Raw genomic sequence first — 18643 nt, 5'->3', positions numbered from 1 at the left:
GCAAACAGATCGGAGTCCTAAACCAATGTCCCTTGCCAACACCGCCCAAAGCTATGGAGGCGTTTCAAAAACGTTCCACTGGTTGACGGCTTTGCTTATTCTGACGGCCCTTCCGATTGGATGGTTTGCAAACCAGCTGGCACACGCGATCGAGGATCCGGCAATTCCAACGACACCGGAAGACTTGCAACAAGCTGCGCAGCTTTTCTCGTTGCACAAGACAATCGGTGTCACAGTCTTCTTCGTGGCACTTGCCCGTATCCTGTGGGCGATCAGCCAGCCAAAGCCCGGACTACTGAATGCGGAAAACAAACCCGAGGTATTTGCCGCCGAAACCGTGCATTGGCTGCTCTACGGGTCGCTCGTTCTGGTTCCTCTGACTGGCTGGATTCACCACGCCGCCACCGAGGGGTTTGCGCCGATCCTCTGGCCATTTGGTCAGAATCTACCCTTTGTTCCCAAATCCCCCGCGCTGGCCGAAGCGACCGGAGGCTTGCACATGGTTCTGATGCTGGTGCTGGTGGGCGCGTTAGTATTGCACATTGCCGGAGCCCTTAAGCACCACGTGATCGACAAGGACAGCACCCTGCGCCGTATGCTGCCTGGACGGGTCGATCTGCCGGAACCGCCACAGCAATGGCATTCGCCTGCGCCGGTCGTGGCTGCAATTGCTATCTGGGCAGTGGCTCTGGGCATTGGGTGGCTCGACGGCGCATATTCGGCTCATTCGTCCGGCGATCATGCATCTGCCGAACTGGAAGCCGTCCAATCCGACTGGCAGGTCCAGGACGGTAATCTGACCATAACAATCACCCAGTTGGGTAGCCCTGTGAGTGGAGCGTTTTCCGATTGGACTGCAGCAATCACGTTTGACGAGCCGGCGGATCCCGGACCAGCGGGATCCGTCGATGTGACCATCGCGATCGGCTCATTGACCCTTGGCACGGTGACACAGCAAGCACTGGGTACAGGTTTCTTTGACAGCGCTCAGTTTCCAACCGCGAACTTCACAGCGGATCTGTTCAAAACAGATTTGGCTTATGAGGCGCGCGGCACATTGACCATCCGGGACAAAACCATGGACGTTGTCCTACCGTTCGAACTGGACCTGCAAGATGGGACGGCGAAGATGCAGGGAGAGTTGGAGTTGAACAGACTGGACTATGATGTCGGGACGTCACAACCGACCGAAGACTCGCTGGCTTTTGCAGTCAAAGTCGCCGTCGAACTGACAGCCACTCAGGCTGAGTAAAGACAGTCGAACAGAAAAAACCGCCGGGGCCTGACGGTCCCGGCGGTTTCTATTTTGCATATCAGGCAAGCTTATTCGGCTTTTTGTGCTTCGACCGAAATACGAACCTCGACCTCGTCGCTCACAAACGGCGCAAACTGGCCCAAATCGAACTCGCTGCGAACTAGCGTCGTGGTTGCATCAAAACCAGCCCAGGGCTTGCCAGCCATCGGATGCTCGCCAACTTGATTCAGCTTGGCATCCAAAACAACCGACTTGGTGACACCATTCATGGTCAGATCGCCCGTGATGTTTGCGGTGTTGTCACCGGTTACTTCGATACCAGTCGATGTGAACGTGATCAGATCCCCTTCGGCGACGCCAAAGAAATCTTCGGTCATGAAGTGATCTTCGCGCGGCTTCCAGCCTGTGATCATTTCGACGACCGGCATCGACACGCTCACGCTGGAATCGGCCGGGTTTTCCTGATCGAACATGATCTCGCCTTCAAAGCCCGAGAACATGCCATAGGTGGTCGAGAAACCAAGGTGGTTATAGTTGAAGACAACCTGGCTGTGGCTGGGGTCCAGAACGTATTTCTCGGCGCTTGCAAATGCCGAGGTCGCCGATACGGCCAGTGCAGCAGCAAGAAGGGTGGATTTCATGACAATCTCCAAAAATGTTGTGAATGCAAACCAGTTGGAATGCTCAACAACAAAAATGTGCCGCCCAAGGGCGGCACACAAGACTTATTCTCTAACAATTTCTGTTCCTAAATGAACAGAAGTGAAAATCAGGCAAAGATCGTTACACTTCCGCTCAATTGGCCCTTCAGCGCTCGGCCAACATCCGCCGATTGCAGCGGCAGCTTCATCAGCAGGCTGCCATCCATGTCATAGAGTTCGACCTGATCATCCTCAAACCGCGCACCACCCAACGTGTCATAGCTTCTGCGCAGAACCGTCTGAGGGCGCCCGTTTTCATTCTTTTGCAGCACACGTACCTCGCGACGGATCGGGTCGAAGTAAGCATCGGGGCGCGCATCAAGCACCTGAATGGTCAGCAAGCTAACGCCGATCAGAAGAAACGTCAGCGACGCGGCCAGCTTGATCGGCCAAACCTCGGTCGCCATTACTGCGCCTGACATCAGCCACATGGAAAACGCCACAACAATCAGAAACGCACCCGCGACGCGTGCCAGAATGGTTCTGGCCCTCCAGTTCGGCGCAAATGCGATTAGAACTGGAACCGATTGATCATAAGTCGTGCTGGTCGCAGACTTCTCGAAGGTATTCGTGTTCATCGCGGTCATGTTTCTGTACCCTAGTTCAGGTTGCCGTCTTAGGTTCGGTCTGTCCGGTTAGTTCCCGGTATGCAAAACAACTTTGAGCCGAAAAGCGTCAGGAATTGGGCGCCGCAAAGGAAATAGCGCGACTTCACCAAGGCATGTGTGTCGGCCCTTGCCCCCTGCGCGCAATCGTGTATATGGGGCCATCCTTCGCAAATCATGTGAATCGCGCAGCCTCTCGTGGCAGGGTCGCGAAGGACAAAATGGTCCCGCCTATGAAATGCGCCTTGATATAAACAGGAGTGCACATGCCACTGTATGAGCATGTAATGATCGCGCGTCAGGACCTGTCCAACGCGCAGGCAGAAAGCCTCGTCGAACATTTCGGCACCGTTCTGGCGGACAATGGCGGCAACGTCGTTGAAAGCGAGTACTGGGGCGTCAAGACGATGGCCTACAAGATCAACAAGAACCGCAAAGGCCACTATGCCTTCCTGAAGACCGACGCCCCCGCTGGCGCCGTTCAGGAAATGGAACGCCTGATGCGCCTGCATGACGATGTTATGCGCGTTCTGACCATCAAGGTCGACGAGCACAACGAGGGCCCTTCGGTCCAGATGCAGAAGCGCGATGAGCGCGAAGGCCGCCGCGAGCGCCGCTGATCAACGCCTGACGAAAGGACAAATACCATGGCCGCAAAACCATTTTTCCGCCGCCGCAAGGTCTGCCCGTTCTCGGGCGACAACGCGCCGAAGATCGACTACAAGGACACCCGTCTGCTGCAGCGCTACATCTCTGAGCGCGGCAAGATCGTTCCTTCGCGCATCACCGCCGTTTCGGCGAAAAAGCAGCGTGAACTGGCCCGTGCTATCAAGCGCGCCCGCTTCCTCGCCCTGCTGCCCTACGCTGTGAAGTAAGGAGAGACTGATATGCAAGTTATCCTTCTGGAACGCGTTGCGAAACTGGGTCAGATGGGCGACGTCGTTGACGTCAAGCCTGGCTACGCCCGCAACTTCCTGCTGCCTCAGGGCAAAGCGCTGAGTGCATCGAACGCGAACATCGCGTCGTTCGAAGCCCAGAAAGCGCAGCTGGAAGCGCGCAACCTGGAAACCAAAAAAGAAGCTGAAGCTCTGGCTGAAAAGCTGGACGGTCAGCAGTTCATTGTGATCCGCTCGGCATCGGATGCCGGCGCTCTGTACGGTTCGGTCACCCCGCGTGACGCCGCAGACGCCGCAACCGAAGCTGGCTTCACCGTCGACAAGAAACAGATTGCTCTGATCGCTCCGATCAAAGAACTGGGCCTGCACTCGCTGGCAGTCAAACTGCACCCCGAGGTCGAGGTTGAAATCCAGATGAACGTTGCCCGCTCGGAAGAAGAAGCCGAACTGCAGGCATCGGGCAAGTCGATCCAGGAACTGGCCGCTGAAGAAGAGGCCGCCGCAGAATTCGAAATCGCCGAACTGTTCGACGATATCGGTTCCGCAGCTTCCGAAGACGACGATCTGGTCGCCGAAGAAGCCCCGGCTGAGGAAGACGAAGCCAAAGCCTGATCTGGCCGCCTTAGAAAAATCGATTGGCCGCGCCGAACGGCGCGGCTTTTTTTGTTCGGGTCTTTCGCCATGAATAAATAATGGCGGCAGGCTCAACCAAGAATTTGGTTGGGATTTGTGCTATCCTAGGGTCACGCGGCCCCTGCCGCCTCTGCCGCATTTTTTTGAAGTTCATTTTTTTTGGCATTTTGCGCGATCGCGCGTATGGGCGGACCGCGATCCGACAGGAGAAATCACTATGGCATCTTTGTGCGACTACATCGTCGTGAATGACGGCTCATTTTCATTAAACCCCGGCGAAAGCCAGACATTCAGCGACCCAATCCCATCCAACCTTGTAATTGGAACCAACCGCGCCAAACCGATCCTCGCCTTCAAAGCCTGGGCAACACCATCCGGCGGCGCGTTCCAGATCGAGATCAATGATACCTTTATCTACGGCCCGTCTATGTCAGGCGGCGACATTCGTGGATTGTGGGAAGCGTTTCCCGGAACTGTCCTCAACCCCGGGATCAACAACACCGTTCAGTTTCGCGCGACAGAGAACAAGATCTGGTTTGCCGATATCATTCTGTGGTTCCAAGTCGAAATGTGACAGGGCGCGTTTTTCTGACCCAGCTCATACGGAGGAATCCGGTGTGGGATCATGACGCAACGGGACCCGGCACAATTCAGCGCGCGGACTGGCTGTTTGCTTGCGGTTGCGTCCCGCGGGACTATCATGCGCCCACCCCCATCCGGAGACCACACATGCCCCAATACACGCGCCGCGTTCTACTTGTTGCTCTACTTGGCGCACCTGCCCTGGCTGCTTGCGGCGGCCTTGATGGCAAGCAAAGTTCACGCAACGCCACATTTGATCCGCCGCTATACCCTAACGAGACGCCCGAACTGCGCGCGTCTATCAACAAATGGGCTGATCATTACGAATTGCCACGCGAGTTGGTACACAAACTGGCAATACGGGAAAGCACCCACCGGCCATGGGCCGTTAACCGCCCCTACTACGGCTTGCTGCAAATCTTGCCCGCGACGGCACGATCAATGGGATACAAAGGCAACGCACAGGGATTGTTGGACGCGGACACGAATCTGGAATTCGCTGGAAAGTACCTTCGTGGGGCGTGGCTCTTGTCGGACGGCAACCAGAAGCGGGCCATCTTTCTTTATGCCAAAGGTTACTATCCAGAGGCGAAGGCCGCCGGAATGCTGGTAGAAACTGGTCTACGTCCGAAGTGACGCTAGGTAAGTATATAGCTTGTTATTAGCGCAAAGGTTGCAATAATGACTTATATAATCGCTAAGGTATCCTGTTGCTATAACCACGCATTATGCCTAAGCGTTATGCACAATTAGCTTGCGTCAGGCACCAGAGTTGACGCAACGTACTCGGTGAAATGGACAGATATGGCACTTCTTTGGGGAAAGAATTGCCGCCGCAAGGGTTGGACAGGTGAAACTTATAGACTTGGCCGCGATCGACCACGAGGAAAAGTCGGCAGCCGACATCATTAACGCTGTCTGCGACGAGCTTGGCTTCGATTACGCGTCTTACGCCACCTTTAACCCTGTGAAGGGTGACGTTCAGGGGTATGCCAACTACCCGGACGAATGGAAGATTCACTATGGAAGCCAAGGCTTTCATCATTTCGATCCGACCTTGTATCAATCTGCGCTCAGCATCGCTCCAGTGGACTGGGGCAGGTTTAATCACGACGAAAAGTTTCATTCAGTTTTCCGAGATGCGCATGATTTTGGCATTACATCCCGTGGGCTAACTGTTCCAGTACGTGGCCCCTACGGGGAATGTGGTCTGCTGAATGTGACCAGAAACTGCACGGACTCCGAGTGGGAGAAGCTGAAGAAACATGTTATGGGCGACTTGCAAATGGCTGCGGTTACAGCACATGACACTGTAATGCAGTCCGGCTTGCTGGCCAAAGCACTGTATCTACCGACGCTCTCGACGCGCGAGAAAGAGATTCTGCAATGGGTTGCTGACGGCAAATCTCAGCAGGATATCGGCGACATTTTGTCTATTTCGCACCGAACCGTTGAAGTCCACATGCGGTCTGGGCGCGAAAAACTGGGCGCATTGACAACCCCGCAAGCCATTGGAAGGGCTATCGGACTGGGTATTATTGCCCCAGGATAATCAAAAAAGATAAAAAATACGGGAATCCCCCAATAGTCTCAGCCAAAAAGTCAGTTAACGTCTTTCTTACGGTAACCAGACTGTAGGGGGATGGAAATGATCATCGTAATTGATGGTATCAACCAGAATAAGTTTACGCATGTCTTGGACGAGATGTACAAATTGCGCGCGCGCGTTTTCGGCGATCGCCTTGGCTGGGATGTGAATATAGTTGATGGGCGCGAACGCGACCATTTTGACGACCTTCATCCAGCACACGTAGTCAGCATCAACGACGAGGGGGACGTTGTTGGATGCATGAGGCTATTGCAAACGACCGGACCACACATGCTGTCCGACGTTTTTCATTCAATCCTGGACGGTGAACCGCCGATCCGGAGCGCTCAGGTCTGGGAAGCAACACGGTTTTGCGTCGACACCAAAAAGCTTGGGCGAGGACGCGGGGAAAACTCCGTTTCCTATGTTACCAGCGAGGTCATGATCGGCTCGTTCGAATATGCCAAGATGGCCGGTGTTTTGGACTCTATCGCCGTGATCGATCCGGTGATGAACCGCGTTCTGCAACGGTCCGGCAATGCGCCTTACGACTATCTAGGAACCGCCAAGCCGATGGGTAAGGTTGTCGCCATGGCCGCGTTGATGGATTGCTCGGACGAGCGGATCGCTGGAATTCGGGAATACGCCGACATTGAACACGATGTCTTCCTGACCGACGAACAGGCCCTGGAATTGGTCGAAAGTGCAAAGACCAAACCAAGTGCGGCGAATTACGACCACCAGCCGCTGACCCAATTGGAAAAATACTTTGTCGAACAGATGAGTTCGGCAACATCGAAAGCCGAAGTTGAATCAGTACTGAAACTGATCGAAGCGCTTTCAGACCGCTTTACCCCAGAGCAAAAGACCGCTCTGCTGAGAACCCCCCGTGCTTTTGCTCATGAGGCCTGACCCCCTCACCTCATAGGTTAAAGCCACCCAAGCGGAGCCGTCTTTTTCCAGACGGCTCCGTATTTTTTTGCCCATGGGGATGGGCGAAAGAGGATTACTCCTCTTCCAGTGCCTCAACGGCTTTCTGCAGATCGTCTTTGCTGACTTCTTTGTCCGCGACCTGAGCCAGTTCGAACACGTAGTCGACGACCTTGTCTTCGAAGATCGGCGCGCGCAGTTGCTGCTGCATCTGTGCGTTCTGCTGTACAAACTCAAAGAACTGACGTTCCTGACCCGGATACTGACGGGCCTGGTTCATGATCGCCTGAGTCATTTCGGAGTCGGTCACTTCGACCTCGGCCTTCTGACCCAGTTCAGCCAACAACAGGCCCAGACGCACACGGCGCTCGGCCAGCTTGTTATGCTCGTCAGTGGGTTCGATCTCGGCGTGGTCGTGGCCTTCCACTTCCGGGTTCTCCTCGTGCCAAAGCTGATGCGCGATCTGCTTGGCTTCGGCTTCAACCAGCGACGGCGGCAGGTCGAACTTTACTTTCTCGTCCAGCGCGTCCAGCAGGCCACGCTTCATGACCGCGCGCGACGCACCGGCGTATTCCGCTTCCAGACGCTCGGCGATTTGACCTTTCAGCGCGGCCAGATCTTCTGCGCCGAACTTGGTGGCCAGTTCGTCGTTTACTTCTGCCGCGACAGGTTCTTTCACCTCTTTGATGGTGCAAGTGAACACAGCGTCTTTACCGGCCAGGTGCTCGGCGCCATATTCCTCAGGGAACTTGACGTTTACGTCTTTTGTTTCTTCGGCCTTCACACCAACCAGCTGCTCTTCGAAGCCAGGGATGAAGCTGTTGGAACCCAGAACCAGCGGATAATCTTCGGCAGAACCGCCTTCGAACTCTTCGCCGTCAACCTTGCCAACAAAGTCGATCACAACCTGATCGCCGTCCTTGGCCTTCGAACCCTTGCGGCGCGCTTTAAAGTCCTGAGCGGTTTCGGCCAGGCTGTTCAGCGCTTCCTCGACAGCCGCGTCGTCCGCTTTGACAACCAGCTTTTCCAGTTCAACCGATTTCAGATCAACTTCGGGGATCGCAGGCAGTGCCTCATAGGACATTGCGACCTCGACGTCATCGCCTTCTTTCCAGTCTTCGTTCGTCATTTTGACTTCAGGCTGCAGCGCGGGGCGCTCGCCGCTGTCTTCAAAGTGCTTGTTCATCGCGCCGTCGATGCTTTCCTGCATCGCTTCGCCCAAAAGGCGCTGGCCAAACTGCTTTTTCAGCAGCGCCATCGGCACTTTGCCTTTGCGGAAACCCTTCATTTCGATTTCCGGCTGCGCTTCGACCAGTTTCTCGTTAACTTTGTCGTCCAGCTCGGCTGCGGATACGACGATATTGTAGCCGCGTTTCAGACCTTCGTTCAGCGTCTCGGTAACCTGCATTATGGTAGTCCCCATAGGATTCGGGGCGCGCAAAACGGCGCGCCGGGCAAATTTGACGCCTTCTATTTGCCCAGCAGCCCACGTGCAAGGGGCAATGGCCCGATCAGCCTTGTTTTGCCGCCGATTTGAACAAAAAAACGCCCCGACCAAGGCCGGGGCGTTCTGTCTAACGGGAAATGTTGTCAGAACTTCCAGAGCGCGCCCAGCACCCAGGCTTCGTTCTTGTCAAAATCGACCGTGTCGTCGAAATCATGGTTGCGGTATTTCAGGTATGCATCCGTGTTGATCGCATCGATGCGCTGAACAACGGCAATGCCCCAGGACTTGGTGCTGGAGCCCTGATTTTCGAAATCCGAACCGTCAAAATAGTCGATACCTACGCCGGTTTTGCCCCAGGACACCCAATCGCCTTCATAGGCCAGCTTGGTGTACCAATAGTCCGGATCACTGGCACCGGCCGAGGTATCGTCGCGCGTACCAAGAGCCGCGGTAAAGCTAAATCCGCTCGGAAGCAGAACCGAGGCTGACCCGATGGTGTCCTTCCGTTCGCCAGGTTGCCCGTCGAAGTCGCGTACCGCATAAGCGATGCTAGCGGCAAACTCGACGCCGTTCGTAAAGGTGTTCCGGTAGTTTACCGCGATGTCGTAATAATCGTCGTCGTCGCTGCTGGACAGGATGTTCTGACCATATGCTATCGCCGCCGAAAAACCGTTGAAATCAGGTGTATCGTACCGGATCCTGCCCCGGCGCCCGCCATCAAAGTTCCCGGCCGAGTCACCAACGGTGATATCGCTTAGTACTCCATCAGAACCACGGTAGAAGAACGCGCCGTTTTCATCGTTCGTGAACGAATACAGTGCCGTTCCAACGTAGGACAAATCAGTTTCAGCGGCCCCATCCGAGGCCATGCTGCCCTGTCCGGCAGAGAACTTGCCGTAGCCACCCTTGAGCGAGAAATCGACGTGGCGGATGTCTTCTCGGGTCCAACCGTTGGTATTGGTGCCATCTTGGTTGGCTGGGCCCGTGCTGGGCAGACCGAGACCCGTTTCAAACCGGAACATGAACTCATTGCTGCCATAGGGTTGCATAACGCGCAAACCAACGCGGCTGTTGGATAGGTCATTGTCCAGCAACCGGGTCTCGGTTTCCTGACCGTCATCGACCGATACGATCACCGGGTCGAGCTGACCATAAAGCACAACAGAGCCACCGCTGTTGTTTTCGTACTTTAGTTCAGCAAAGGCAGGGATCGCCGTGGTCATCGCAAGCACGGCGGCAACCGAGGGGAGTTTCAATTTCACTGTCATTTCATTCACCATAAACGTTTTGTTTGTGGGCACCGTCAAAAAGCAAAACCGATGTGACAGCCCACACCGCAAAGAACCGAGTTTTTCGCGTTTTGGATTTCTGCCTCACGGCTCAAATCGGCAGAAAGTAAATTATAATCATTTCAAAGATTTGGCCACCAAGACGTCGTAGGCAGGAAAATCTAGGTACAAGTCTGCCACTCTGTCCGAAGTCTTTCAAAAGGAATGATATGCACTGATGCGTATACGTGCGGCCATTTCTTGCCGAGCGCTGAAAAAAGCGGCTAATTTCCGCCCATGCGTCATTTAGCCAAACTCTGAAAAACCGCAGGTAATTGCTCGGGTAAGTCCTCGGCTATCAGCCCGGGGCCAAATTGGCGCGCGCATTCAACATGCAGCCAGGCTGCCGTTTCCGCTGCCTGCATTGGGGCGAGCCCTCTTGCCAGCAACCCGGTGATAAACCCGGCGAGCACATCACCAGAACCAGCCGTCGCCAACCACGGCGCCGAACGCTCATAATCGGCCGAATTTATTGCGCATCGTCCGTCCGGTGCAGCAATCACCGTATCTGCCCCTTTGAACAGAACCACGCACCCTGCCCGTTTGGCCGCCTCACGTGTCGCGTCGACCTTGGAATAGGCCGGGCCTTTGGTCGGAATTGCTTTCAGTTTTTCAGCAATATCGGGGAACAACCGGACGAACTCTCCCCCGTGCGGGGTCAAGACGCAATTCTCATGCAGTTGCTCGAACAGGGTCGCGGGATCATCGGCAAAAGCCGTCAACGCATCCGCATCCAGCACGGTTGATCGACCCGTTGCCAAAGCGACAGGCACCAGATCGCGGGCACGCTTCAGCCCCAATCCCGGACCAAGGCACAAGGCATTCAGCCGCTTATCTTCTAGGGTTTCCGCCAGCGTGTCAGCATTGGCAACCCGCTGCAACATGATCGCAGTTACCTGCGCCGCAACTTCCATCTGTGCCGCCGGAGGAACACCCAGTGTCACCAAACCGGCGCCAATCCGCAAAGCCCCCCGCGCCGCCAACCTCGCGGCGCCGGTTTTGCCGGAGCTGCCTGAGAAGATCAGCGCGTGCCCGTTTGCATATTTGTGCTCATCTTCAAGCTTCGATAGGAAGCCAGAAAACTCACTTTCAATCGAAACCAACTCGACGGTGTCCCGCCCAACTTCTGCTGTCAGCCCAATATCAACATGAACCGTTTTTCCGCATGAAGCGGGTCCTTGAGCAAGAAAGTGCCCGACTTTCTTGCTGTGAAAACTAACCGTCAGATCGTATGGATCATCGTAACACGGGCGAAAATACCTGCCACTATCAGTACAAATCGAAGAAGGTTGATCGACAGCCACAAGTCGGCTGCCCTTCAATTGGGATTGGTGGGCAACACTCAATGCCCAATACATTGCCTCGGGCATTGGACGTGTTGCTCCGGTACCAAAACCTGCATCAACATATAGATCCACATTCCAAGGCTGTTCATCCTCCATCGGCGAAACAGTCCCCAACTTACACCACTGCTCATAGTTCGTTCGCGCATCTGTTGGCAGCTTGTCGGCGTCGCCATACAGAAAAACCTCAACCTCCCAGCCCCACTCTTTCAGCAGGCGCGCGACGACAAACCCGTCACCGCCATTGTTGCCGGGGCCACACAGAACCACAGCCGTACCGGAGGTTTTCGACAGTTCAGGCCACTCCTCGAAAATCGCCTCGACAACGCCGCGACCGGCACGCTCCATCAGTTCCAGACCGGTCACCTGACCGGACTCAATCGCCGCTGTTTCAATTGCTCGCATCTGCGCCGCTGTCAGCAATTCCGTCATCTCAATTCCCTTGGCGATTCATTTTCGCTTACTTTTTGTGCAAGTCGATCAAAATTTGACCCACCGCCTAATTTCTCAACACCTTGTGCGGGTCGATATCGTAATCACATTGCCGCCCGAATTTAGACGTGGTCAGTGCCTGACTGACAAGAGTTAATAGGAGCCCGGGATGAAGAAGATCGAAGCGATCATCAAGCCGTTCAAACTCGATGAGGTGAAAGAGGCGCTGCAGGACGTCGGCGTCCAGGGCCTCAGCGTGATCGAGGTCAAGGGCTTTGGCCGTCAAAAGGGCCACACCGAATTGTATCGCGGCGCGGAATACGTCGTCGATTTCCTGCCCAAGGTGAAGGTCGAGGTTGTGCTGGACGACGATCAGGTTGATGCGGCCATCGACGCCATCGTCGCGGCCGCAAAGACCGACAAGATCGGCGACGGCAAGATCTTTGTCTCGCCTGTTGAACAAGCCATTCGCATTCGGACCGGTGAGACCGGCCCGGAAGCACTGTAACAAACTCAAAGCAGAGGAATACAAAGTTATGAGCAAGGACGCAGTTCTTCAGCTGATCAAAGACGAGGACGCCGAGTACGTCGACGTTCGCTTCACTGATCCCCGCGGTAAGCTTCAGCACGTCACGCTGATGGCCGATCAGGTTGACGAGGACTTCCTGGAAGAAGGCTTCATGTTCGACGGTTCGTCCATCGCGGGCTGGAAGTCGATCGAAGCATCGGACATGAAACTGATGGTCGATACCGACAGCGCCTATGTTGATCCGTTCTACGCGGAAAAAACCATCTGTGTGCATTGCTCGGTTGTCGAGCCCGACACCGGCGAAGCCTATGAGCGCGACCCGCGCGGCACCGCCCAAAAAGCCGAAGCCTACCTGAAAGCATCGGGCATTGGCGATGTTGCCTACATGGGCCCCGAAGCTGAATTCTTCCTGTTTGACGATGTCCGTTTCTCGAACAGCATCAACAAGGTATCCTACGAAGTTGATGCAACTGACGCGTCGTGGAACACCGACACCGAGTACGAGATGGGCAACATGGGCCACCGTCCGGGCGTCAAGGGCGGCTACTTCCCGGTCAACCCGATCGACGAAGCGCAGGACCTGCGTTCCGAAATGCTGTCGACCATGAAGCGTCTGGGCATGAAGGTCGACAAGCACCACCACGAGGTTGCTTCGTGCCAGCACGAGCTGGGCTTGATCTTTGACAGCCTGACCAAGCAAGCCGACGAACTGCAGAAGTACAAGTACGTCATCCACAACGTTGCCCACGCCTACGGCAAATCGGCCACCTTCATGCCGAAGCCGATCGCAGGTGACAACGGCACCGGTATGCACGTGAACATGTCGATCTGGAAAGACGGCAAACCTCTGTTCGCTGGCGACAAATACGCAGATCTGTCTGACGAAGCTCTGTACTTCATCGGCGGCATCCTGAAGCACGCCAAAACGCTGAACGCTTTCACCAACCCGGCGACCAACAGCTACAAGCGTCTGATCCCAGGTTTTGAGGCCCCCGTTCTGCGCGCCTACTCGGCTCGTAACCGTTCGGGTTGCGTTCGTATTCCGTGGACTGAAAGCCCGAAAGCCAAGCGCGTTGAAGCTCGTTTCCCCGATCCGGCTGCGAACCCCTACCTGGCGTTTGCCGCTCTGCTGATGGCTGGTCTGGACGGCATCAAGAACAAGATCGATCCGGGCGAAGCCATGGATAAGAACCTGTACGATCTGCCTGCCGAAGAACTGGCCGACATCCCGACCGTTTGCGGATCGCTGCGTGAGGCTCTGGAAGCTCTGGCATCGGATCACGACTTCCTGCTGCAGGGCGACGTGTTCACCAAGGACCAGATCGACGGCTACATCGCACTGAAGATGGAAGAGGTTGAAACCTACGAGCACACCCCACACCCGGTCGAATACGGCATGTACTACAGCTGCTGATCCGGATTTGGGTTTACATCTGCAAGGGCGTCCATTCGGGCGCCCTTGTTTCGTTTGGTATGTTCTTTCACACTCGGGCCAACCGGTTAGGAGAGATCGTATGCTATCAGACGCCCCCTTCTCACAATTCACGGACTTCGTGACCTCGGCAGACGAACTTGAGCGCATAACTGGCGCACCCCTGCCGCAGATCATGGCCAAAGAGTTATCCGGGCTGGATCAGATGTGTCGCGACTTCATTGCCAAATCCACATTCTGCCTGATTGCATCGGCCAACCCCGAAGGCCATCTGGACATTTCGCCTCGCGGCGATCCTGAAGGGTTCACCAAAGTGCTGTCAGACACTTTGATCGCGTTACCGGATCGACCGGGCAACAAACGCGTGGATACGTTCCACAATGTCCTGTTGGACCCGCGCGTCAGCCTTATTTTCTTTGTGCCCGGCAAAATGGAAACTCTGCGTCTCCGCGGTTCAGCCCGGATATGTAAAGACCGTGACTTGCTGGACAGCATGGCAATCAACAACCGTCCGCCCAAACTGGCCCTGGTCATTCATGTCGAAACGATCTTCGCACATTGCCCCAAATGCGTGATCCGCGCGAACCTTTGGCAGCCAGAGGAATGGCCGGATTCCTCGGACCTTCCCAATATGAACGCCATGATGGTCAAACACGCCAAAATCAACAAAACACCCGATGAGTGGTTTGAGAGCTTGAAAGGTACCGGAGAACTGGACCTGTACTAACGTCTTTTCGTATCCGGAAATGCAGCGTACCTTCGCCTTACATATCAAATTGCCCGGGATTTCCTGATGCTTCGCTTTGCCATTTTGTTTGCCTTGCTCCTCCCAGCGGCTGCGTCCGCAGCGCCTTGCGGCGATACCAGTAGCGGCTTTGAGGCATGGAAAAAGGACTTTGCCAGACAAGCCAAACGCTCCGGCGTCAAAAAGAAGGGTCTGCAGGCGCTGGCACAAACGCAGTACGCAACACGCACGATCGCGGCGGACCGCAATCAGAAAAGCTTTAAATACTCCCTAGACAAATTCATGCGCGTACGCGGGGCGGACACCATCGTGGCGCAGGGGCGCAAACGCAAAGCACGCAACCCGCAGTTCTATGCGGCACTGGAACGTCAATACGGTGTGCCGGCGGGAGTGCTGATCGCCATTCATGGCATGGAAACCGGTTTTGGTAACTTCATGGGCGACAGTCAGGTTGTTTCCGCAATCACAACACTGGCCTATGACTGTCGGAGGTCCGAGTTTTTCATTCCCCATGCGATCGGGGCGCTGAAACTGGTCGATCAAGGCAGCATTACGACCGCGACAAAAGGGGCAAAACATGGCGAACTTGGACACACCCAGTTCCTGCCAGGCAATGCCCTGCAATACGGGGTCGATGCGACCGGGGACGGCCGCGTCGACTTTTACAACATGACCGATGCGCTGGCCTCGACCGCCAATTTTCTGCGTAAGAAAGGCTGGAAACCGGGTCGCGGCTATCAACAGGGTCAGCCGAACTTTGCGGTCATTCAACAGTGGAATGCCGCCTCGGTTTACCAACAATCCATCGCAATTATGGCTGCCCGAATCGACGGCTGAGGCTGGCGATGAATTCGGGCTTTTACACCCGATTTCGGCCACATTGTCGCCACAGACATTTAAAAGCCCCTAAAATGCCTTGGTTTCCATAGCGTAATCAATCCGCACGATTTCTCATTTTTTTCCATTTTTGCCCAAATCTGCCCCAGATCGCTTGTTAGATTGTTTCCAAAGACAGGATGCGACAAAGGACAGCGCAGTGACTCCGAAGCACAGCTATCACGGTGGTCTGCAATTCAACGGTAAGACCGAAGACGCGATCGAGCGGTTCAGCGATATCGTTGACAAGACCCTTGCGGACTATGGCCACCTGGTCGAGCGTAAGTCCCTGTTGAACAGCACCGAAGCCAGTATTGTTTCCAGTCAGTATCTGGTGCGGTTGACCTTGGATACCAAAATGGCCGAGACCGAGGACCGGTTCGAACGCCTCAACCGTGCCGCTGGTTTAAAAACGATCCAGAAACCGGTGGTCACGATGCCGAAAAACCGGCTGACGATCACTGTGACCCCAGTTTCCCCCCTGCTGGATGACAGCGAAGTCTCAGAGCTTATGCTGGTCGTGATCCTTTACAGAATGGTCGACGTCTGCGCGACACAGCGGGTGGAATGGTTGTCGCCAAATACCGTTTTGACCATTGAACAATTCATGAGCGCATTTGACACGCTGGCCCCAAGCAAGCCGCGTGACAGAAAGCAGATTTTCGAGGCAGTGACAGGCCCGTTTGCCGGACTGAATGTCACTGACGCAGAAGACCTGGATGAGCCAGAAAAAAAGGCACTGCCCCCAGTAGCCCGGCCGATCCAGCTGTCGGATGAGCAGTTGCTCAGCATCGCTTTTCGGACAGAACCTATCGAGCAGCCTACCGATCGGGACGACACGCCCCCCCTCGTCCACGAACGACCCAGTGATATCCTCCGGCTTAGCAGTTGGGGATTAACGGGTGCCGTGGCAAGCGTGTCGGTCCCGATTGCGGCCTCCTTGGCCGCTGTTAACCTGATCAGGGGTGAAGACTTCCGCCTGAATACTCAGGTGCTGGCGTATACGGTCGCAATCTCCGCTCTCAGCACAAGCGGAGCACTTGCGGACGTCGCCAGCGCACTGGGCATGTAGCCCGGTTTGAAATGACCCTCCTTGGAGGCCCCGCCATCAGGCGGGGTTTTCCATTTTACGTAACTGGTCTTCTGCCAACACATATGTGTGGATCGAGAATACCACGGCCTCCGTTTTAGGCAGGCGCAACAACGTCTGTCGCTCGCTACGCAGGAACCGCGCTGTCCCCCGATCCTGAGGATCCCGTCGGTCGTTGGCACTGCGTGGTTGATGAAGCTCGGCGTCCTGATACCACAGTGCGTTGAACCGCCACAGTGGGCGCCCCGGCTGTATTCCGTCAAATAACCGCTGGACCCTTCGGGCGATATTGGCGTCATAGCTGTCGACGGGCACATGAATGTCGATCAGAGGCCGCTTAAACTTCTCGGACAAGCGCCAACTGGCCGGAAAACAAAGGATGGCCGCGGTCAGAACGTGTTCATCCGCATGTTTTTGCAGGATGCAAAAATCTTCCTGTACCAACCGGCACAACGTGTCCAATGGCTGTGAGTGATCGACCGGAACTTCCCGTCCGTCCGGGCGTAAGACGTGATCTGTACACTCTGGATAAACACGGCTCAGCACCAGCTCCAACAACTCCTGTGCGGCCGGTTTGGCGCCAGGATCCATCGACAGAACATCCGAACGGCAGCCAGCCAAAAGCTCTTCACGCCTTTGCATTTGGGCAGCAAAGGCATCGTCGCAGTGCAACCAGCTATCCATGCTGGCCGGCTGAACGCCGGGTAACGGGCGTCTTGCCAGCGGGTCATAAGGGATTGAAGTCTGCAGAATAGTGGTCATGACCTTGACGTATCACCACAAATTTCGCTTGTCGGTCAAAAAGCGACGAACGCGCCGTCGCAAACTTTCAAGACGGATGTCTATTGATTCTCCACGCTCAAAAAATAGGCAGGGAGACCCACCATGAACCGGCACTACCGCGACACCCGCAAGATCGACCCGACCAAAGGTGCGACCCTTGGGGATGGCACCCCGAACGCCAATGATCGGATCGAGATCGGCCCGACGCAGCTTGCGTTCTCAGAATGGGAAGCGGCTGGCCTATCTCTGCCTGATCTGGCGGGGATGCGCGAACACCGGTGGAAACGACTGACACAAGCCGTTGTCGACCGCGGTTATGGCGGGCTGTTGATGTTCGACCCGTTGAATATCCGTTATGCCACTGACAGCACTAATATGCAGCTCTGGAACACGCACAACCCATTCCGCGCGGTCTTGTTGTGCGCAGACGGGTATATGGTGATTTGGGACTACAAGAATTCTCCGTTCCTTTCCACGTTCAACCCGCTGGTGCGGGAACAGCGGTCCGGCGCTGACCTGTTCTATTTCGACCGGGGCGATAAGGTGGATGTAGCCGCAGATGTGTTTTCAAACGAGGTGCGCGTTCTAATTGACGAACACAGCGGCGGCAACAAGCGCCTTGCCGTAGACAAGATCATGCTGCACGGACTGCGCGCGCTAGAAGCGCAGGGGTTCGAGATCATGGAGGGTGAGGAGGTCACCGAAAAGACCCGAGCCATCAAAGGTCCTGACGAAATTCTGGCCATGCGCTGCGCCAACCATGCCTGCGAAACCGCCGTAGCGGAAATGGAGAAGTTCGCGCGCGCCAATGTAGGCGATGGCAAAACCTCGGAAGACGATATCTGGGCGGTCCTGCATGCCGAAAACATCCGTCGCGGTGGTGAATGGATCGAAACCCGCCTGCTGGCCTCGGGCCAGCGAACAAACCCGTGGTTTCAGGAATGCGGCCCCCGGATCACGCAACAGAACGAGATCATCGCTTTTGACACCGACCTGATCGGTTCATACGGCATCTGCATTGACATATCTCGCACATGGTGGATCGGCGACGAAAAGCCCCGGTCTGACATGGTCTACGCTATGCAGCACGCGCATGAGCACATTATGACCAACATGGAGATGCTGAAACCCGGCGTGATGATCCCCGAACTGACGGCCAACGCACACAAGCTCGACGAAAAATTCCAGGCTCAGAAATATGGATGCCTGATGCATGGTGTCGGCTTGTGCGATGAATGGCCTCTGGTCGCCTATCCGGACAAGGCGGTGGCCGGCTCATACGACTATCCGTTAGAGCCCGGCATGGTCCTGTGTGTCGAGGCGGCTGTTGGTGAGGTTGGCGGCGATTTCTCAATCAAGCTGGAAGACCAGGTTCTGATCACCGAAGACGGGTATGAGAACCTGACCACCTATCCCTTTGATCCGCAACTCATGGGACTGAGCTGACG

Annotated in this window: 20 protein-coding genes; 14 read left to right on the top strand and 6 right to left on the bottom strand. The window is 55.5% G+C overall.

The window, feature by feature from the left end; all coding sequences use genetic code 11:
• Nucleotides 1-25: 25 nt before the first annotated feature.
• Entirely contained in the window at nucleotides 26-1252 is a 1227-nt protein-coding gene (locus ACR0AK_RS05210; protein WP_480792606.1) for a cytochrome b/b6 domain-containing protein, read from the top strand.
• A gap of 71 nt (nucleotides 1253-1323) precedes the next feature.
• On the opposite strand, the gene ACR0AK_RS05205 is transcribed toward ACR0AK_RS05210, so the two are convergent.
• Both ACR0AK_RS05205 and ACR0AK_RS05200 read right to left on the bottom strand, forming a co-directional pair.
• Nucleotides 1324-1896 (bottom strand): YceI family protein, encoded by a 573-nt coding sequence (locus ACR0AK_RS05205; RefSeq protein WP_170564612.1) that lies wholly within the window; start codon nucleotides 1894-1896, stop codon nucleotides 1324-1326.
• Nucleotides 1897-2024: 128 nt separating this feature from the next.
• Nucleotides 2025-2543 (bottom strand): hypothetical protein, encoded by a 519-nt coding sequence (locus tag ACR0AK_RS05200; protein WP_480792605.1) that lies wholly within the window; start codon nucleotides 2541-2543, stop codon nucleotides 2025-2027.
• A gap of 284 nt (nucleotides 2544-2827) precedes the next feature.
• Between ACR0AK_RS05200 and rpsF the strand changes: the two genes are divergently transcribed.
• The 7 genes from rpsF to ACR0AK_RS05165 all read left to right on the top strand — a co-directional run bounded on the left by rpsF (nucleotide 2828) and on the right by ACR0AK_RS05165 (nucleotide 7172).
• Nucleotides 2828-3181 (top strand): 30S ribosomal protein S6, encoded by a 354-nt coding sequence (gene rpsF / locus ACR0AK_RS05195; RefSeq protein WP_170564617.1) that lies wholly within the window; start codon nucleotides 2828-2830, stop codon nucleotides 3179-3181.
• A gap of 27 nt (nucleotides 3182-3208) precedes the next feature.
• Entirely contained in the window at nucleotides 3209-3436 is a 228-nt protein-coding gene (gene rpsR, locus ACR0AK_RS05190) for a 30S ribosomal protein S18 (protein WP_005982441.1), read from the top strand.
• A 12-nt stretch (nucleotides 3437-3448) separates the two neighbouring features.
• The gene (rplI, locus tag ACR0AK_RS05185; protein ID WP_170564620.1) at nucleotides 3449-4069 is read left to right on the top strand and encodes a 50S ribosomal protein L9; all 621 of its coding nucleotides are present in this window, start codon (nucleotides 3449-3451) and stop codon (nucleotides 4067-4069) included.
• Between the two features lie 238 nt (nucleotides 4070-4307).
• Nucleotides 4308-4664 (top strand): hypothetical protein, encoded by a 357-nt coding sequence (locus ACR0AK_RS05180; RefSeq protein ID WP_480792604.1) that lies wholly within the window; start codon nucleotides 4308-4310, stop codon nucleotides 4662-4664.
• Between the two features lie 155 nt (nucleotides 4665-4819).
• Complete coding sequence (locus tag ACR0AK_RS05175; RefSeq protein ID WP_480792603.1) at nucleotides 4820-5308, top strand: transglycosylase SLT domain-containing protein; 489 nt, start codon at nucleotides 4820-4822, stop codon at nucleotides 5306-5308.
• Nucleotides 5309-5522: 214 nt separating this feature from the next.
• Nucleotides 5523-6224, top strand: a complete 702-nt coding sequence (locus ACR0AK_RS05170; RefSeq protein ID WP_170564630.1) for a LuxR family transcriptional regulator — start codon at nucleotides 5523-5525, stop codon at nucleotides 6222-6224.
• 96 nt (nucleotides 6225-6320) lie between these two features.
• A complete protein-coding gene (locus tag ACR0AK_RS05165) occupies nucleotides 6321-7172 on the top strand; it encodes an acyl-homoserine-lactone synthase (RefSeq protein ID WP_480792602.1) in 852 nt (283 codons plus the stop codon).
• A 94-nt stretch (nucleotides 7173-7266) separates the two neighbouring features.
• Here the strand turns inward: ACR0AK_RS05165 and tig are convergent, their stop codons facing one another.
• The 3 genes from tig to ACR0AK_RS05150 form a co-directional block, all read right to left on the bottom strand.
• A complete protein-coding gene (gene tig, locus ACR0AK_RS05160; RefSeq protein ID WP_170564827.1) occupies nucleotides 7267-8598 on the bottom strand; it encodes a trigger factor in 1332 nt (443 codons plus the stop codon).
• Nucleotides 8599-8780: 182 nt separating this feature from the next.
• Nucleotides 8781-9905: a porin gene (locus ACR0AK_RS05155; protein ID WP_480792601.1), complete on the bottom strand. Its 1125-nt coding sequence runs from the start codon at nucleotides 9903-9905 to the stop codon at nucleotides 8781-8783.
• Between the two features lie 302 nt (nucleotides 9906-10207).
• A complete protein-coding gene (locus ACR0AK_RS05150; RefSeq protein ID WP_480792600.1) occupies nucleotides 10208-11740 on the bottom strand; it encodes an NAD(P)H-hydrate dehydratase in 1533 nt (510 codons plus the stop codon).
• Between the two features lie 169 nt (nucleotides 11741-11909).
• Here ACR0AK_RS05150 and ACR0AK_RS05145 point away from each other — a divergent pair, with 169 nt between their 5' ends.
• The 5 genes from ACR0AK_RS05145 to ACR0AK_RS05125 all read left to right on the top strand — a co-directional run bounded on the left by ACR0AK_RS05145 (nucleotide 11910) and on the right by ACR0AK_RS05125 (nucleotide 16394).
• Entirely contained in the window at nucleotides 11910-12248 is a 339-nt protein-coding gene (locus ACR0AK_RS05145; RefSeq protein ID WP_058274017.1) for a P-II family nitrogen regulator, read from the top strand.
• Between the two features lie 28 nt (nucleotides 12249-12276).
• A complete protein-coding gene (gene glnA, locus ACR0AK_RS05140; RefSeq protein WP_170564642.1) occupies nucleotides 12277-13683 on the top strand; it encodes a type I glutamate--ammonia ligase in 1407 nt (468 codons plus the stop codon).
• Nucleotides 13684-13783: 100 nt separating this feature from the next.
• Nucleotides 13784-14428, top strand: coding sequence for an MSMEG_1061 family FMN-dependent PPOX-type flavoprotein (locus tag ACR0AK_RS05135; protein WP_480792599.1), 645 nt, complete (start codon nucleotides 13784-13786; stop codon nucleotides 14426-14428).
• A 66-nt stretch (nucleotides 14429-14494) separates the two neighbouring features.
• Nucleotides 14495-15283: a lytic murein transglycosylase gene (locus ACR0AK_RS05130; RefSeq protein WP_480792598.1), complete on the top strand. Its 789-nt coding sequence runs from the start codon at nucleotides 14495-14497 to the stop codon at nucleotides 15281-15283.
• A 199-nt stretch (nucleotides 15284-15482) separates the two neighbouring features.
• Nucleotides 15483-16394, top strand: coding sequence for a hypothetical protein (locus ACR0AK_RS05125; RefSeq protein ID WP_368040314.1), 912 nt, complete (start codon nucleotides 15483-15485; stop codon nucleotides 16392-16394).
• Between the two features lie 36 nt (nucleotides 16395-16430).
• Here the strand turns inward: ACR0AK_RS05125 and ACR0AK_RS05120 are convergent, their stop codons facing one another.
• Nucleotides 16431-17174: a heme-dependent oxidative N-demethylase family protein gene (locus ACR0AK_RS05120; protein ID WP_480792597.1), complete on the bottom strand. Its 744-nt coding sequence runs from the start codon at nucleotides 17172-17174 to the stop codon at nucleotides 16431-16433.
• Nucleotides 17175-17297: 123 nt separating this feature from the next.
• On the opposite strand from ACR0AK_RS05120, the gene dddP reads away from it, so the two are divergent.
• Entirely contained in the window at nucleotides 17298-18641 is a 1344-nt protein-coding gene (gene dddP, locus ACR0AK_RS05115; RefSeq protein ID WP_480792596.1) for a dimethylsulfonioproprionate lyase DddP, read from the top strand.
• Nucleotides 18642-18643 lie beyond the last annotated feature (2 nt).

Source organism: Ruegeria sp. BI12 (genome assembly GCF_056537985.1).
Note: the sequence above shows the minus strand (reverse complement) of the source record. Positions and strands in the feature narration are given on the sequence as shown.

Bases quoted from the DNA above. Each gene is read 5' to 3' on its own strand.
- ACR0AK_RS05175 (WP_480792603.1), top strand. From the start codon at position 4,820: ATGCCCCAATACACGCGCCGCGTTCTACTTGTTGCTCTACTTGGCGCA.
- ACR0AK_RS05150 (WP_480792600.1), bottom strand. From the start codon at position 11,740: ATGACGGAATTGCTGACAGCGGCGCAGATGCGAGCAATTGAAACAGCG.
- rpsF (WP_170564617.1), top strand. From the start codon at position 2,828: ATGCCACTGTATGAGCATGTAATGATCGCGCGTCAGGACCTGTCCAAC.
- ACR0AK_RS05205 (WP_170564612.1), bottom strand. From the start codon at position 1,896: ATGAAATCCACCCTTCTTGCTGCTGCACTGGCCGTATCGGCGACCTCG.
- rpsR (WP_005982441.1), top strand. From the start codon at position 3,209: ATGGCCGCAAAACCATTTTTCCGCCGCCGCAAGGTCTGCCCGTTCTCG.
- ACR0AK_RS05165 (WP_480792602.1), top strand. From the start codon at position 6,321: ATGATCATCGTAATTGATGGTATCAACCAGAATAAGTTTACGCATGTC.
- tig (WP_170564827.1), bottom strand. From the start codon at position 8,598: ATGCAGGTTACCGAGACGCTGAACGAAGGTCTGAAACGCGGCTACAAT.
- ACR0AK_RS05210 (WP_480792606.1), top strand. From the start codon at position 26: ATGTCCCTTGCCAACACCGCCCAAAGCTATGGAGGCGTTTCAAAAACG.
- ACR0AK_RS05200 (WP_480792605.1), bottom strand. From the start codon at position 2,543: ATGACCGCGATGAACACGAATACCTTCGAGAAGTCTGCGACCAGCACG.
- ACR0AK_RS05180 (WP_480792604.1), top strand. From the start codon at position 4,308: ATGGCATCTTTGTGCGACTACATCGTCGTGAATGACGGCTCATTTTCA.
- dddP (WP_480792596.1), top strand. From the start codon at position 17,298: ATGAACCGGCACTACCGCGACACCCGCAAGATCGACCCGACCAAAGGT.
- ACR0AK_RS05145 (WP_058274017.1), top strand. From the start codon at position 11,910: ATGAAGAAGATCGAAGCGATCATCAAGCCGTTCAAACTCGATGAGGTG.
- ACR0AK_RS05120 (WP_480792597.1), bottom strand. From the start codon at position 17,174: ATGACCACTATTCTGCAGACTTCAATCCCTTATGACCCGCTGGCAAGA.
- ACR0AK_RS05130 (WP_480792598.1), top strand. From the start codon at position 14,495: ATGCTTCGCTTTGCCATTTTGTTTGCCTTGCTCCTCCCAGCGGCTGCG.
- ACR0AK_RS05155 (WP_480792601.1), bottom strand. From the start codon at position 9,905: ATGACAGTGAAATTGAAACTCCCCTCGGTTGCCGCCGTGCTTGCGATG.
- glnA (WP_170564642.1), top strand. From the start codon at position 12,277: ATGAGCAAGGACGCAGTTCTTCAGCTGATCAAAGACGAGGACGCCGAG.
- ACR0AK_RS05135 (WP_480792599.1), top strand. From the start codon at position 13,784: ATGCTATCAGACGCCCCCTTCTCACAATTCACGGACTTCGTGACCTCG.
- rplI (WP_170564620.1), top strand. From the start codon at position 3,449: ATGCAAGTTATCCTTCTGGAACGCGTTGCGAAACTGGGTCAGATGGGC.